Raw genomic sequence first — 13,852 nt, 5'->3', positions numbered from 1 at the left:
GCCTGCGGCAAGGAGATCCCAGGAGGCACGGCGTGACGCTCTACCAGCCAGACCCGGTTGAAATATCCACCAGGATGCGTCCCGGCGAGTGGACAGAAGAGAGCCTGGACGCCTTGGTGGCCTCCTACCGGGGGAAACTTCTCGATATGGGGGCGTCGGCTTCCGAGATTGAAATCGAGACCGAACGGGACGAGGACGGCGGGGTGAGTGTGGTCGTCACATGGATCAAATCACCAGTGACTGAGGTAGATCAGGATTCCGGAGATGGAACCATCTAGGCGGGCCCCGTCGGAGGGCGGAACGACACCAAGGGGGACATTTTGACTCGACCCGCTTATGTAACCCAGTGCTACGGCTTTAAGGGGCTCGGTTACCTCGTCAGATGTGCTGATCACACCAAAGACCGGGTCTTCCCCGGGCTTGAAGGTGCACTGGGTTTTGCCCAGGAGTACAACAACAAGCACCATCACGGCGCCGCCCCCTACTTCCACGACTGGAGCAACCGGCAGCTCGAATTGATCGGGGAGCCTCTCAAGGACCGCTGAGGCTCCCCGCGATACCACCGATCGGTCCGACCCCAACATAAGAAATGCCCTGGCGCGTTCGGTGGTATCCGAGAAGCTGCTCTCCGCCTGTCAGGGGGTCGGCCGGATAGCGGCGTCCGTGCTGTACGAGGTGATCTGGGAGTCGGTACCGCTGTCGAGCACTTTCGAGCGGGTGGTGGATGCGTCCAGAACGACGTGCTGGGAAGCGACGTCACTGACCACGTGGTTGAGCGCGACCACGTTGGCGTCTCCGCCGGCGATCAGGATCTGGGTCGGCTGGGCGCCGGCGGGGGCGATGTTGCCGGGCGGGACGTTGTAGGCGAAGAGGTTGTCCGAGATGAGGTTGTTGTCTCCTGCGACGTGGACGACGCCGTAGAGGTCGTCCAGGCCGTTGCCGCGGCCGATGAACGGCGGGTACCCCTCGTTGGTCCGGCGGATGTGGTTGGCCGTGATGAGGTTCTCCTTGCAGCCGTTCAGCAGGCGGAGCATGCCAGGGTAAAAGCCCTGGAGCCTGTTCGAGGAGACTGAGGACCGGTTGCAGCCGGCGAGTTCGATGAGGCTGCGGCCGCGGGGGAAGAGGTTGTTGCCCGTGACGAGGAGGCCCTCGTGGTTCTCGGCGAGGAGTGTGACCCCGTCAGGGCCGGCGCCCATGTGATTTCCACTGACAATTGTGGCCTGGCCGGCCCCGGTCAGCTCGACGCAGTTGCCGCATTCGGCGATCATGTTGTCGCTGACGCGGAGCGCGTCGGCGCCGCGCACGATCAGGGCATGTTCGAGGTAGACGAATCCCATGCCGGTGATGTGGAAGGAGTCGTTGTCGGAGGCGACTTCGATTCCGGTCTTGCCGTTGTGGTAGCTGTTCTTGTCGGGGGTGAAACCGACCCCGTCGAGGCAGAAGTCCCGGAACACGATTCCTGAAAGACGGGGATCCCCTGTCCGGCGGACGAGGAATGCCTGGGGCGCGCTCGGAGAGGTCAGGACGCGGATGTGGCTTGCTCCGGGTTGGAGGTTCTGCCATCCTGTCGGGTTCGAGTTGTCGAGGATGCTTCGGGAGAAGAAGCCATGCCCGAAGCCTGCGATTGTCAGGTAGCTTATGTCGACGAGGACCTGGGTGTGCAGGTCGTAGTCGCCCGGGGGGATAATGATGGCGGCTCCGGGACGCGCGTCCGGTGACGTCTGCCGTTGCTTGATGTCGGCGATGATGTCGTTGATGACCGCCCCGATGTCGGACTGCGCGGTGACGTCCGGGTGTGCCTTGATCCTCCATGTGGTTACGTCGTACGTGTTGGGCGAACTGAGGGGGGCACCTTGCTGGCCCTCGGCCGCATTGGCGTTCTGCATTGTCCCGAGGGTCAAGGCGGCCGCGAGGGTTCCGGCGGCTCCCGCGCCGATCAGCCGGCGGCGGCTTGGATTCGCATTGTCTAGATTCTTGCCAGTTACCACGGGGTCTCCTTTGTATGGGATAAGACTGCTGCTGTTCAGAATCAGGCACTACCGGGTTGGCCTGCCGAAGTCTTGACTGTCCTTGTCATCTGCTTCGGCGGCATCGCGCTCTAGTTCCCGGGAACCGGTGAATGTCCCACATTGGACTAATGTCACAACTGAGGTGCCAAACCGTTTGGGCTAACGAGAGATGACACTAGGAGCACGGCACACCGGCTGTCAACACCAAAATTCGGACTGAAGTTTTTGGCACACATCCAACGCGTCCCCCAATGATCTGTGACCCTTGACACCCTCCGCCCTCTCGGCATAGTCTGTTGCCAAGTCGTTTTGGCAAAACGGTTTTTCAATCCTCATCCAGTCTTCGTATTCCATTCCCGAGAAAGGGAGTCGACAGCGATGTCCTCTCGAAAAACAATCTCCAGGCTCGCCGCCATCGGTAGCCTTTCAACCGCTGTGATCCTGGCCGCGACCGCATGCGGCGCAGGAGGCCCGGCGACGTCCGGGGGCGCCGCGGGCAGCTCCATCAACGTCCTCGTGGAGGCCGGCGGCCATGCAGAACTGCAGCCGATTGCCGACCAGTGCAAGAAGGACAGCGGGATCAACGTCAACTTCGTTGAACTCCCCTACGACGGCCTTTTCAACCGTCTCTCCAGCGAGTTCTCTTCGGGCACTGTCTCCTTCGATGTTGCTGCCTTGGACTCCGTGTGGCTGCCCAGTTTCAAGGACGCCCTGCAGCCCATCGATGAGCTCTTCACCGACGAGGCGAAGAAAGATATCTTCCCCGCACTGGTCAAGGAAGCCAACGTCGATGGGCACTTCATTGGCATGCCGGCGTGGACCAACGCCGAGATAGTCCTCTACCGCAAAGACCTCTTTGAGGACGCCAAGAACAAGGCCGACTTCAAGGCCAAGTACGGCTACGACCTCGCCGCGCCGAAGACCTGGCAGCAATACCAGGACATCTCCGCCTTCTTCACCAAAGACGGCATGTACGGCACGGACGTCAAGGGCGGCGTTGAGACCGAGTATCTCGCCCATGTGCTGCAGGCGGGATCGCCCATGGTCCTGGATAGCAACAACAACGTGGTCATTGACAATGCGGCCCACAAGCAAGCGCTGGATTTCTACACCAGTCTCGTCAAGGACGCCCCGGCCGGCGCGGCCCAGGTCGACTGGGCTGCCGCCCAGAACCTCTTCAACCAAGGCAAGACGGCCATGACCCAGTTCTGGGCCCATGCCTACCGGCAGATCCCCAAGGACTCCCCCGTCTACGGCAAGGTCGGAACAGCCCCGATGATCGGCGGGTCCGCCGGTGTTGCCGGTGTTCCCGGCCCCTGGTACCTCTCAGTACCGAAGGCAACCAAGAACACGGACGCTGCCAAGAAGTTCGTCAAGTGCGCCTTCGACCACAATGACCTGGCCGTCCAGTCAAGCCTTGGCCTGGCAGCACGAGTCTCCGCCTTCCAGAAGTACCAGGACCAGCCTGGCTACGAGAGTTTCAAGCCGCTGATCGAAACACTTAACGCTCCCGCGACGGCGACCCGTCCGGCGACGGCAAAGTGGCAGCAAATCGTCGACACCGTGCTGGTTCCGATGCTCCAGAAGGCGGTCGCCGGCGGAGACAGCACGACCTTGCTGGCGGACGCCAAGTCCAAGATCCAAGCCCTCCTCAAGTAAGACTCCGCGGCCGGCAGCAGCCCATGGCGTTGCCGGCCGCGGCCCCAACCAGCGGAAGAGAATCCCGTGCGCATCCCTGATCGCCGCTTCGCCCTCTACCTGATGACCCCGGCGGCGTTGTTCCTCGCAGTCTTTGTTGCTTACCCGCTGTTCCGGTTGGTCACGGACAGCTTCTTCAAAATCTCCCCGATCGTCGGCGGACCCCGTGACTTCGTGGGCTTGGACAACTACGTCCGCGCCTTCACATCCGATGCCTTTATCGGGGCTGGATGGCGGACCCTCGCCTACACCCTGATGGTGGTGACCCTTGAGTTCGCGCTGGGCCTGGGCATGGCCCTCCTGTTCACCACGTTGGGCCGGAAATCCCAGGTCTGGCGGACCATGTTCCTGTACCCGCTGATGATTGCCCCGATCGTGGCCGGCCTGCTGTGGAAGTTCCTCATGATCGACAACTTCGGCTTGCTCGGCACCCTGCTGAACCAGGCAGGCATCCTGCAGAATCCAAACCAGATCGGCTGGCTGTCGAACCCGGACATCGTCCTGTTCTCCGTCGCTATCCCGGACATTTGGCTCACGACCTCGTTCATGTGCCTGGTTTTGTTCGCCGGTCTGCAGAACATCCCCGGAGACCTCATTGAAGCGGCCAGGCTCGACGGCGCCCGTGCACCGTCCCTGCTGTTCCGCATCATCCTCCCGCTCCTCCGGCCGGTCATCGCCGTCGCGCTGGTGGTCCGCGGCATCGACGCAGCAAGGGCCTTCGACACCATCCTCATCCAGACCAACGGCGGACCACAGTCCGCTTCCCAAACCATGAGCCTGCTCATCTACCAGACCATGATCCGCTTCGGCGACCCCGGCCTCGCAAGCGCAATGGGCACCATCTACCTGCTGGCCATGCTCGCCATAGCCTTCGTCGCGGTCACCACGATCTGGCGGCCAGGAAAGGACACCTGATGAGCACTATGGAAAGTCCAACCATCCCTGCACCGCAGACGAGCCCGGAACCTTCACGGACCCGCGAGGGCCGCAGGCGCCGCGGCGTCAATCGTGAAGGACTCGAAGCCGGCAAGCGCAGCACAAGGACCATTCTGTGGATCCTGCTCGCAGCCTCCCTCGTCATCTACGGCTTCCCGTTCCTGTACCTGCTGTTCACGTCCTTCAAGACGCCGATCGACACGATTGCCGTTCCGCCGACCATCCTGCCCAAAGAATGGACGCTCGATAACTACGTCAACGCGCTGGGCCGCGGCGGCGTGCCGGCGTCGTTCATCAACAGCATCCAGACCGCTGTCATCAGCACCTTGTTGTCCCTGGTCCTCGCGGTCCCGGCCGCCTACGGCATCACACGCTACAAGACCCGAAGCGGCCGAGTGTTCATCATGGCCGCGCTGGTCACCCGCATGGTCCCGCCGGTGGCCATCGGCATCCCGCTCGCGTCCATGATGGCCTCCGTGGGTCTCGCGGATACCCCGATTGCCCTGTCCATAGCACACACCACGATCTCCCTTCCGCTATCCATCTGGCTCATGTCCAGCTTCTTCGAAGCCGTGCCGCAGGATCTGGAGGAAGCCGCGACAGTGGATGGCTGCAGCCGGCTCGGAGCCCTATGGCGGGTAGTCATCCCGGTCGTCTCCGGAGGCATCGCAGTTACCGCGATCTTCGCCTTCCTCGCGTCCTGGAACGAATTCCTGTTCGCACTGCTGATGACCGCCGTCCGGTCCCAGACCACCCCCGTCGTCATCGCAAACTTCCAGACCCAGTTCGGACTGGACTGGGGATCCATGACAGCCCTCGCGGCTGTCTACTCGATCCCCGTCATCCTTCTCACTCTCCTCCTGCAGCGCAAAATCGTCGCAGGCATGACCCTCGGCGCCGTCAAGGGCTGAGAAACCACAACACAAAGTGAAGAAACCCATGTCAAGCAACAATTACTACGACGTGACTACGTGGCACATCGGCAATCCGTCCGAAGACGTCGGTGAAGTAATCAACAGCATGATCGCCGACATCAAGAACCGGCAGGCCGCCACCGATGCCAACGACGGCGGAAAACCGGGTGCGGTGATTTACCTTCCGCCGGGGGACTACCGCCTGCGGACGCAGGTGGTGATCGACGTCAGCTTCCTGCGGATCCAAGGCTCCGGACACGGCTTCACGTCGTCGAGCATCCGGTTCAACGTTCCAGAAGACGAATGGCCGGACCTGCATGATTTATGGCCCGGAGGGAGCCGGATCCTCAATGACCTTCCCCTCGGCGGAGACGGGGAGGAAGCCAAGGGAGCCGCCTTCTACGTCGAGCGAAGCGGGAGCCCCCGGATCAGCTCCGTGGAATTCGCCAACTTCTGCATCGACGGACTGCACTTCAACGCGGACGGCTCCGAACTGGATCCGGAAAACACCTACGTCAACGGCAAAACCGGCATCTTCGTGGCCAGCGCCAACGACTCATTCCGCGTAACCGGCATGGGGTTCGTCTACCTGGAAAACGCCCTCACCATCCACAACGCGGACGCGCTCTCCATTCACGACAACTTCATCGCCGAATGCGGAAGCTGCATCGAGTTGCGCGGGTGGGGGCAGGCGTCAAAGATCACCGACAATTTGATCGGGGCAGGCTTCAAGGGCCACTCGATCTACGCCGAGAACCATGGCGGACTCTTGATCACCGCGAACAACGTCTTCCCCCGTGGTGCGAGCAGCGTCCATCTCAACGGCGTCACGCGTTCAAGCGTCACCAACAACCGTCTGCATTCGTTCTACCCCGGGATGGTGGTTCTCGCTGCGAATAGTTCGGAGAACCTCGTGGCCACGAATCACTTCCTGCGTGACCACGAGCCGTGGACGCCCTTCCTGGGAGTCGACAACGGGCTGGAGGACCCTTTCGGACTTCTCTGTGTCAGCGGCAACAACAACTCGGTCATCGGCAACCACTTCTCCGAAGTCATCGACGCGCAGAGCATCCGGCCTACAGGTGCGACGCCTGTCATCATCCGGCTGATGGCGGGGTTTGGCAACTTCGTCTCCAACAACCACGTGGTGGCGATGGACGTTCACTCCAAGTCAAGTGACTCCTGCTTCTCGGCCCAGGTGGACGCCCTATTGACGACCGAGGCTTCGGACGTCCTCGCCGTTACGGCCGTCATGGTCGATCCCGAATCAGCCCGGAATACGATCCTTGATTCCGGAAGTGACGCCCAAGTTATCGCAGACAGGGCTGTCAACGCCTTTCGGGCCACACCGACGGTCGGATTCGAGGCGGCACATGCACTTGTGGCCCGGTGACGCAAAGTCCCGGGTTCCAGCAAGCACCGGCTCCGGAATGAATAGGCCGAACGTAGGATCAGTACCAGAACAATGAGGATGTGGGAGAGCAATGACCAATAGATCAGTCGGTATCAAGGATGTGGCGGCCGCGGCCGGTGTTTCTGTCACGACCGTCTCCCATGTCCTCAATGACGTTGCCTACGCCCGGGTGGGCGCACGCACGAGGGAAAGGGTCCACGAAGCGGCTCAACGGCTCGGGTACGGGCCCAACCGGCTCGCCCAGGCCCTGCGCACCCATCGCTCCGGGATGATCGGGTTCATCAGCGAGGAAATCGCCACCACCCCGCACGCGGGGAGGATCATCCTCGGGGCCGAGGAAACGGCACGGTCCCGCGGGTACCGCATCATGATCATCAACTCCACCAGCACCGGCTCACAGGATTCCAAGGAAAGCCAGGTGGCGGACCTGCTGGACAGGCAGGTGGACGGCATTCTGTACGCCACGATGTACCACCGGAAGCTGGTCGTCCCCAAGAACCTGGCCGGACTGCCGGCAGTCCTCGTGGACTCCGAGGATATCGGTCACACCGTTTCGTCCGTCATCCCCGACGAAGCGGGCGGCGCAAGGTCGGCCGTGCAAACCCTGATCGACGCCGGGCACACCCGGATCGGCATGCTCAACAACACCGATGACGTGCCGGCAACCCACTCCCGGCTGAGGGCCTTCAAGGACACACTGGCCGACGCCGGGCTGCCGTTCCATGAAGAACTGGTCCAGTCTGAGCCTTCGGAGGTGTCCGGCGGCCACCAGGCGGCCCTGCGCCTGCTGAAACCCCGAAACCGGCCCACGGCCGTGTTCTGCTACAACGACCGTATGGCCATGGGCGCGTACCGGGCCGCCGGGGAACTTGGCCTGAGGATTCCGGACGACGTTTCCTTCGTAGGTTTCGACAACCAGGAACTGATTGCGGAAGGCCTCTATCCGGCCCTGACCACTGTTGCCCTCCCACACTATGAAATGGGTGCATGGGCAACCGAAAACCTGATCGACGCCATCGAGGGAAAAACTGACCTTCAGTTGTTCGCCGCTCACCCGACGGTTCTTCCCTGTCCCATCGTGCTTCGCGATTCCGTCGCCTCCCCAAAACATGAGGACACTTCCAGCAGAGCAGCACCAGGCTCTCCTGCACACGCCAACACCTGACCTCGAGCGCGTCCAGTAGACGACGCGCCCAACCTTCCAAGGATTCAAAAATGCACAGCTCCCCTGTTCCACCCTGCCCTGAAACAGATGTCGTCGTCGTCGGCGAGGCCATAATCGACATCATTGACACCGCAGCAGGGCCCGTCGAGTTTCCCGGCGGATCGGGTATGAACGTCGCATTCGGACTCGGTCGGCTAGGCGTCAGCACCGCGTTTCTCACGGCGCTGGGCAGGGATGAACGCAGCAAGACCATCCAACGGCACATGGACGGCGCGGGGGTAAGCCTGCTTCCGGGAGCCGAGCACCTCGACCGCACATCCACTGCACGGGCACTTCTGGACAGCAGCGGTTCCGCAGAGTATGAATTCGATTTCGAATGGAACCTCCCCCAGATCAGCCCCACTTTCCTCCCGAAGGTGCTGCATACTGGGTCCCTTGCCTCTTTCATGGAACCTGGAGCAACCCAGGTCCTGTCCTTGCTGGAACTTTTCTCCGGCCGTTGCTTGATCACGTATGACCCCAATATCCGCCCGACACTCCTCCACAGCCAATCAGAAGCACTCAGGACCTTCGAACACACAGTTGCGCTGGCCACAGTCGTGAAGCTGAGCACGGACGATGCCCGGTGGCTCTATCCCCGCACGTCCCCTCACGACGTCGCGCGGCGACTACTTGATATCGGGACAGAACTGGCAGTCATCACGGACGGCGCATCCGGATCCTATCTGCGTTCGAGCGCCGCCGAGATCGAGGTGCCGGCACTGCCGGTACTCGTCAAAGACACGGTCGGCGCAGGCGACTCCTACATGTCCTCGCTTATCGCTGGCCTCATTGAGGACGCTCAGGACGATTTCGGCTACGGCAAACTCAGCCGCCTGGGAACGGCCTCCTCGCTCGCTGCGGCCATAACGGTCGGGCGGCACGGAGCGAACCCGCCCACACGGGCAGAACTGGTTCGATCGCTGGAGCTGGCCCAGACTTCCGGGGAGAACTCCGATGACTGAAACGACAACGCACCTTGCCGGTGGCCGCGGCGAAGACAACGTCCCCACCATCCGGCCGGTACTTCACTACACAGCCAGGAACACGTGGCTGAACGACCCCAACGGGCTCGTGTGGCACCAGGGCATCTACCACCTCTTCTACCAAAACAACCCCTTCGACAACGTCTGGGGCAACATGTCCTGGGGACATGCCACCTCTACCGACCTCCTGCATTGGACCGAACACCCGGTTGCCATCGCCTGCGACGAGGAAGAAGACGTCTTTTCAGGCAGCATCGTGGTGGACGAGGGCAATACATCGGGATTCGGCACGGTGGAAAATCCGGCTTTGGTGGCCATCTACACGAGCGCCTTCAAGGAAGGCTCGGCGCACCAAGGGACACAAGCGCAGTCTCTCGCGTTCTCCACGGACGCCGGCATGACCTGGAGCAAATACGCAGGCAACCCGGTGCTTGGCCGCGGCTCGGCCCATTTCCGGGATCCCAAGGTGTTCCACTACGAAGGACCGGCCGGTTCCTGCTGGGTCATGGTGGCGGTGGAGGCCCAGCATCAGCAGGTTGTGCTGTACCGCTCGGCCAACCTCAAAGACTGGGAGTACCTGAGCACCTTCGGCCCGGCAAACGCGACAGGAGGCGAATGGGAATGCCCCGACCTGTTCCCGCTCCCCGTCGACGGAGACCCGGACAACGTCAAGTGGGTCCTGGTGGTGAATATCAACCCGGGTGCCGTTGCCGGCGGCTCGGGAGGGCAGTACTTCGTCGGGGACTTCGATGGGGTGCAGTTCACCGCCGACTTTGATTCACTCGTTCCGACAGATGCCGATGGGACCACGGATCTCAGAAACTGTCTCTGGCTCGACTGGGGACGGGACTACTATGCCGCCGTCTCCTTCAGCAACGCCCCGCAGAACCGCCGGATCATGATCGGCTGGATGAACAACTGGGACTATGCCAACTCCTTGCCCACGTCTCCGTGGCGCTCCGCGATGTCCCTTGCCCGCGAGGTCGAGCTCGCGACGGTGGAGGGTTTGGTGCGCCTGATCCAGCGCCCGGTGTTGCCGTTGGACTATGGGGAGCCGACCCGCACCATCCAGAACAGGGAAGTTCACGACTCACTCGTGCGACTGCCCGACGCGGTGCCCGGATCAGCCCAACTGATCGAGGCCGAAATCCTGCCCGGCACGGCACAGACCGTTGCTTTCAAGCTTCTCAGCGCGTCGAGCGGGAGCGCCGCAACGGTTCTGAGCTTCGATGCCACCACGAGCCGGCTCACCCTGGATCGCCGCAACTCCGGAAACACCTCTTTCCATGACAAGTTCGCGTCGGCTGAGTCGGCGTCGGTGGAACTCGACGACGGCGTGCTGCGGCTAAGGGTGATCGTCGACCGGTGCTCCGTGGAGGTCTTCGCCCAAGACGGCAGGGTCGTCCTGAGCGATCTGGTGTTTCCCCTGCCCGAAAGCCTGGGCACCGACGTGTTCGTGGAAGGCGGCACGGCCGTTTTCCGGAAACTGTCCGTCACGGCAGTGTCCTAAGGGCAGCACTGCACCCCAGCACTCACGTCCCGCGGCAGGAGGCTGCGCCAGGGCGGTAGCCCTTCACACCTCGAGGCTTGAAAGGGATCCAGCTTCGTCCGAGCCAGCCAGGACTCCCCACAAATAACGGATGGCACGCTCAACCCCTTCTTCCTCCACCCCCGCGATGAGTTGGAGCACCAGGCCGTCAAGGGCAGCAAAGGCGGCCTGCGCTGCTCCTGGACCACCCTTGATTCCCAAGCGGCTCAGCCCGACGGACAGTGCCGAGATGTAGCTTTCATACAGACGGCGGACCGCGCCGGCGAGTTCCGGGCGCCGCCTCGCCTCCAGGATCATTTCGTACTGAAACGTTTGCAGGTCCGGATTTTCGCGAATGAGCGCCATGAGGGTGCGGCAAAAATCATCTTTATCCGAGGGCAGGTTTTCCAGCCCGGACAGGCCAATCGATCGGCTGACCGACCATTCCAGCGCCGCCTCGATCAGGGCATCCCGGTTACCGAAGTGATGAGCCACGAGCGAGTTATTCACGCCGGCGATCTCAGCGACGGCACGGTATGTGAGGCCCCGCAACCCCTTCCGTGCCACCACGTGAACCGTTGCGGCCAGCAGGGCTTCTCTGCCGGTGCCATAACCGGCGCTGACGAATTCTTCCATGAAGCAGAGTCTAATGCCCTTTGAAACAGTCTTGACGGCGAAGCTAAGCGGATGCTTATATGTGACTCACGACACGACTAAGCATCTGCTTAATTTCATCATCTAATCGCAACGCCAAGGAGAAGCCATGCCAACCCCTACATCCGCTGAATTCACCGCGCACGACGCATTTGACCCAGAAAAGTACGAGCCGTTCGAATTGGGGCAAGTGCAGTGGGTGCGCCGCCCGGGAGAAGGAGACCGGCCCGCCCTGTCGGCTGGCTTTTGGCATGTGACACAGGAGGAAGCTCCGGAACCGTTCGACTTGCTCATGGAAGCGGACGAAACCATCCACATCATCGAAGGCCACCTGCGCATCGAGGTCATCGGCAGCGAAACCTTTGACCTGAAACCAGGTTCGGCAGCGTCATTCAACAAAGGCGCACAGACCCGATGGACCGTCGTCGAAACCACTACCGAGTTCTTCGTCTACTCCTGACCCCCTCCCCGAATACGACCACCAAAGGCTTGATCATGACTGAAACCACCTTCCGGACCGAACAGACCGACGTCGTTGTCATCGGCGCCGGTTTCGCAGGTCTTACCACTGCGCGTGAATTGCGCCAGTCCGGCCGATCAGTGATCGTTTTGGAAGCCCGTGACCGCATCGGGGGGCGGACTTGGCTCGACACCCGATTGGGGCGCCCGCTCGAGATAGGCGGCACCTGGGTGCACTGGACCCAGCCGCACGTCTGGTCGGAAATGAAGAGGTACGGACTGGGGACCGTGCCGAGCCCGGTCCCGGAGACTGCCTATTGGTGGGCGGACGGAAGGCGACACCAAGGCGACCCGGAGCAACTCCTGGGTGACATCGACGCATCCAACCGGAAGCTCATGGAGGAAGCACGCCGGTACTTCCCCGAGCCCTTCACCCCGTGGGCCAATCCAGAGGCCAGGGACATCGACGCAACGCCCCTATCGAAGAAAATAGCCGAGCTGCAGATTACCGATTATTCGAAGGACATCCTCGAATCCTTCTGGGCGCTGAACTTCAACGGACCAATAGACGATGCGGCATATACCCAGGCGCTCCGATGGGTCGCCCTCACCAACGGCGACTGGATGGTCAGCTTCGAGGCGTGCGCCACATTCAAGATCCAGGGAGGCACTGGGGCGCTCATCCAAGCCATGGCCGCCGGCACGGACATCCGGCTAAATGAGACGGTTGTGTCGGTCAAACACGACGATGCGGGCGCTACCGTCGGGGCGGCCGACGGCTCGCTCTATCGGGCGAATCACGTGGTCTGCACTCTGCCCTTGGGCGCGATGGGCGGTATCTCCTTCGAGCCACCGCTTCCTGAATCCAGCACGAAGGCCATTTCTGAGGGCCAGGTCTCCAGGGGCATTAAGGCCTGGATCAAAGTCAAAGGCGCACGGAGGCCTCTTGTTGCATTGGGGTTGGCTGATTGGCAGCTTAATTTTGCCCAAACAGAGTATGACCAGGACGGAGACACTATTCTCGTTGCCTTCGGCCCGGATTCCTCGCGGTTGGACGTGACAGACCTCCGGCAAGTGCAGGCCGCCCTCGAACTCCTCGTGCCTGATGCGGAGGTTCTAGGGGTCGCAAGCCATGACTGGACCGCAGACCCCTTGTCCGGGGAAACGTGGCCCATGCATCGCCCCGGATTTCTCAGCGGGGCTCTGGCGGTTTTCCAGAAACCGCAGGGCAGCCTCCTCTTCGCTGGCTCCGACTACGCCAACGGTTGGGGTGGTTTCATCGACGGCGCCATCGAAAGCGGCCTCGAGGCAGCCCGCGCCATTCAAGACGCACCTTCGGCCTGACATGAAGTGATGCAGTACCGACCGGGACCAAGTGCTCAGCTGGTGGTTGCCGGGCGCCGGGATTCCTCTGCAGTGTTCTGCAGTCCGGACACCAGCTTGCCCACCTGGATCACGGCCGATCTGATTTTCGCGGGGTTGGTGATCGTCAGGAACTGGAGCATGAGCCCGTCCAGGGCGGCAAAGATGGCCAGGGAGGCTTCGCCTGTAGTGTCGAGGCCTCGCTTGCTCAATGCCTCTTCGACGGTTCCCACGTAGGTCTCGTAAAGCCGCTCCACCATCGCCAGGATCTTAGGGTTGCGCCTGGACTCGAGGAGCATTTCGAACTGGAAGAGCTGCAGTTCGGGTTCAGCCGACACCGTAGCCATGAGGGAGTCGGCGAATCCTTCATCAAAGTCCGCGATACCAGCCAGCCCGGTCTCCTCGATGGAGCGCTGAATGGCCCACTCCATGGTGGCGGCCAGAAGTCCCTCGATGGATCCGAAGTGGTGCGTGACAAGCGTATGGTTCACGCCGGCCCGGCCGGCGACCGCGCGGTACGTGACACCCTTGAGGCCTTTTTCTGCGACGACGTCGATCACCGCGGCCAGCAGGGCGTCTCGGCCGTCTCCGTACGGCAACCTCCGTGAATCCTGGCTCATAGACCGAGTCTAGCCTCGTCAGCTCGCACTGAAAGGCCATTGACAGAGAAAACTATACAGATGTAGAG

Annotated in this window: 14 protein-coding genes; 11 read left to right on the top strand and 3 right to left on the bottom strand. The window is 61.8% G+C overall.

Going from position 1 to position 13,852, the window contains the following annotated elements:
- Nucleotides 1-32 precede the first annotated feature (32 nt).
- Together AB0O52_RS07780 and AB0O52_RS07775 are read left to right on the top strand one after the other, a co-directional pair.
- Nucleotides 33-278, top strand: coding sequence for a hypothetical protein (locus tag AB0O52_RS07780; protein WP_364535698.1), 246 nt, complete (start codon nt 33-35; stop codon nt 276-278).
- A 42-nt stretch (nt 279-320) separates the two neighbouring features.
- Nucleotides 321-545 (top strand): hypothetical protein, encoded by a 225-nt coding sequence (locus AB0O52_RS07775; RefSeq protein WP_364535695.1) that lies wholly within the window; start codon nt 321-323, stop codon nt 543-545.
- Nucleotides 546-635: 90 nt separating this feature from the next.
- On the opposite strand, the gene AB0O52_RS07770 is transcribed toward AB0O52_RS07775, so the two are convergent.
- Nucleotides 636-1,988, bottom strand: coding sequence for a NosD domain-containing protein (locus AB0O52_RS07770; RefSeq protein ID WP_364535692.1), 1,353 nt, complete (start codon nt 1,986-1,988; stop codon nt 636-638).
- Between the two features lie 399 nt (nt 1,989-2,387).
- On the opposite strand from AB0O52_RS07770, the gene AB0O52_RS07765 reads away from it, so the two are divergent.
- The 7 genes from AB0O52_RS07765 (at nt 2,388) to AB0O52_RS07735 (ending at nt 10,671) form a co-directional block, all read left to right on the top strand.
- Nucleotides 2,388-3,668: a sugar ABC transporter substrate-binding protein gene (locus AB0O52_RS07765; RefSeq protein WP_364535689.1), complete on the top strand. Its 1,281-nt coding sequence runs from the start codon at nt 2,388-2,390 to the stop codon at nt 3,666-3,668.
- A gap of 66 nt (nt 3,669-3,734) precedes the next feature.
- Nucleotides 3,735-4,622 carry a sugar ABC transporter permease gene (locus AB0O52_RS07760; protein ID WP_234750643.1) on the top strand — a complete coding sequence of 296 codons (888 nt, stop codon included), beginning with the start codon at nt 3,735-3,737 and terminating at the stop codon, nt 4,620-4,622.
- Complete coding sequence (locus tag AB0O52_RS07755) at nt 4,622-5,554, top strand: carbohydrate ABC transporter permease (protein ID WP_364535686.1); 933 nt, start codon at nt 4,622-4,624, stop codon at nt 5,552-5,554. Before AB0O52_RS07760 ends, AB0O52_RS07755 begins: the two co-directional genes overlap by 1 nt.
- A gap of 28 nt (nt 5,555-5,582) precedes the next feature.
- Nucleotides 5,583-6,950: a NosD domain-containing protein gene (locus tag AB0O52_RS07750; RefSeq protein ID WP_364535684.1), complete on the top strand. Its 1,368-nt coding sequence runs from the start codon at nt 5,583-5,585 to the stop codon at nt 6,948-6,950.
- A 91-nt stretch (nt 6,951-7,041) separates the two neighbouring features.
- Nucleotides 7,042-8,136 carry a LacI family DNA-binding transcriptional regulator gene (locus AB0O52_RS07745; protein WP_364535681.1) on the top strand — a complete coding sequence of 365 codons (1,095 nt, stop codon included), beginning with the start codon at nt 7,042-7,044 and terminating at the stop codon, nt 8,134-8,136.
- Nucleotides 8,137-8,186: 50 nt separating this feature from the next.
- Nucleotides 8,187-9,140, top strand: coding sequence for a carbohydrate kinase (locus tag AB0O52_RS07740; RefSeq protein WP_364535678.1), 954 nt, complete (start codon nt 8,187-8,189; stop codon nt 9,138-9,140).
- Complete coding sequence (locus AB0O52_RS07735; protein ID WP_364535675.1) at nt 9,133-10,671, top strand: glycoside hydrolase family 32 protein; 1,539 nt, start codon at nt 9,133-9,135, stop codon at nt 10,669-10,671. Before AB0O52_RS07740 ends, AB0O52_RS07735 begins: the two co-directional genes overlap by 8 nt.
- 63 nt (nt 10,672-10,734) lie before the next feature.
- On the opposite strand, the gene AB0O52_RS07730 is transcribed toward AB0O52_RS07735, so the two are convergent.
- Entirely contained in the window at nt 10,735-11,325 is a 591-nt protein-coding gene (locus AB0O52_RS07730) for a TetR family transcriptional regulator (RefSeq protein WP_364535673.1), read from the bottom strand.
- Nucleotides 11,326-11,452: 127 nt separating this feature from the next.
- Here AB0O52_RS07730 and AB0O52_RS07725 point away from each other — a divergent pair, with 127 nt between their 5' ends.
- Nucleotides 11,453-11,803: a cupin domain-containing protein gene (locus AB0O52_RS07725; RefSeq protein ID WP_364535670.1), complete on the top strand. Its 351-nt coding sequence runs from the start codon at nt 11,453-11,455 to the stop codon at nt 11,801-11,803.
- Between the two features lie 35 nt (nt 11,804-11,838).
- On the top strand, nt 11,839-13,146 hold the full coding sequence (locus tag AB0O52_RS07720; RefSeq protein ID WP_364535667.1) for an NAD(P)/FAD-dependent oxidoreductase: 1,308 nt from the start codon (nt 11,839-11,841) through the stop codon (nt 13,144-13,146).
- Nucleotides 13,147-13,181: 35 nt separating this feature from the next.
- Here the strand turns inward: AB0O52_RS07720 and AB0O52_RS07715 are convergent, their stop codons facing one another.
- Nucleotides 13,182-13,784: a TetR family transcriptional regulator gene (locus tag AB0O52_RS07715; protein ID WP_364535664.1), complete on the bottom strand. Its 603-nt coding sequence runs from the start codon at nt 13,782-13,784 to the stop codon at nt 13,182-13,184.
- Between the last annotated feature and the right edge of the window lie 68 nt (nt 13,785-13,852).

Origin of the sequence: Arthrobacter sp. NPDC080073 (assembly GCF_040686575.1) — a bacterium.
Lineage (GTDB): Bacteria > Actinomycetota > Actinomycetes > Actinomycetales > Micrococcaceae > Arthrobacter.
This window is presented reverse-complemented; position numbering and strand designations above follow the sequence as displayed.

What these genes read in the sequence shown, in the direction of transcription:
- AB0O52_RS07765 (WP_364535689.1), top strand. Translation starts at nt 2,388, where the DNA reads ATGTCCTCTCGAAAAACAATCTCCAGGCTCGCCGCCATCGGTAGCCTT.
- AB0O52_RS07755 (WP_364535686.1), top strand. Translation starts at nt 4,622, where the DNA reads ATGAGCACTATGGAAAGTCCAACCATCCCTGCACCGCAGACGAGCCCG.
- AB0O52_RS07750 (WP_364535684.1), top strand. Translation starts at nt 5,583, where the DNA reads ATGTCAAGCAACAATTACTACGACGTGACTACGTGGCACATCGGCAAT.
- AB0O52_RS07745 (WP_364535681.1), top strand. Translation starts at nt 7,042, where the DNA reads ATGACCAATAGATCAGTCGGTATCAAGGATGTGGCGGCCGCGGCCGGT.
- AB0O52_RS07740 (WP_364535678.1), top strand. Translation starts at nt 8,187, where the DNA reads ATGCACAGCTCCCCTGTTCCACCCTGCCCTGAAACAGATGTCGTCGTC.
- AB0O52_RS07735 (WP_364535675.1), top strand. Translation starts at nt 9,133, where the DNA reads ATGACTGAAACGACAACGCACCTTGCCGGTGGCCGCGGCGAAGACAAC.
- AB0O52_RS07730 (WP_364535673.1), bottom strand. Translation starts at nt 11,325, where the DNA reads ATGGAAGAATTCGTCAGCGCCGGTTATGGCACCGGCAGAGAAGCCCTG.
- AB0O52_RS07725 (WP_364535670.1), top strand. Translation starts at nt 11,453, where the DNA reads ATGCCAACCCCTACATCCGCTGAATTCACCGCGCACGACGCATTTGAC.
- AB0O52_RS07720 (WP_364535667.1), top strand. Translation starts at nt 11,839, where the DNA reads ATGACTGAAACCACCTTCCGGACCGAACAGACCGACGTCGTTGTCATC.
- AB0O52_RS07715 (WP_364535664.1), bottom strand. Translation starts at nt 13,784, where the DNA reads ATGAGCCAGGATTCACGGAGGTTGCCGTACGGAGACGGCCGAGACGCC.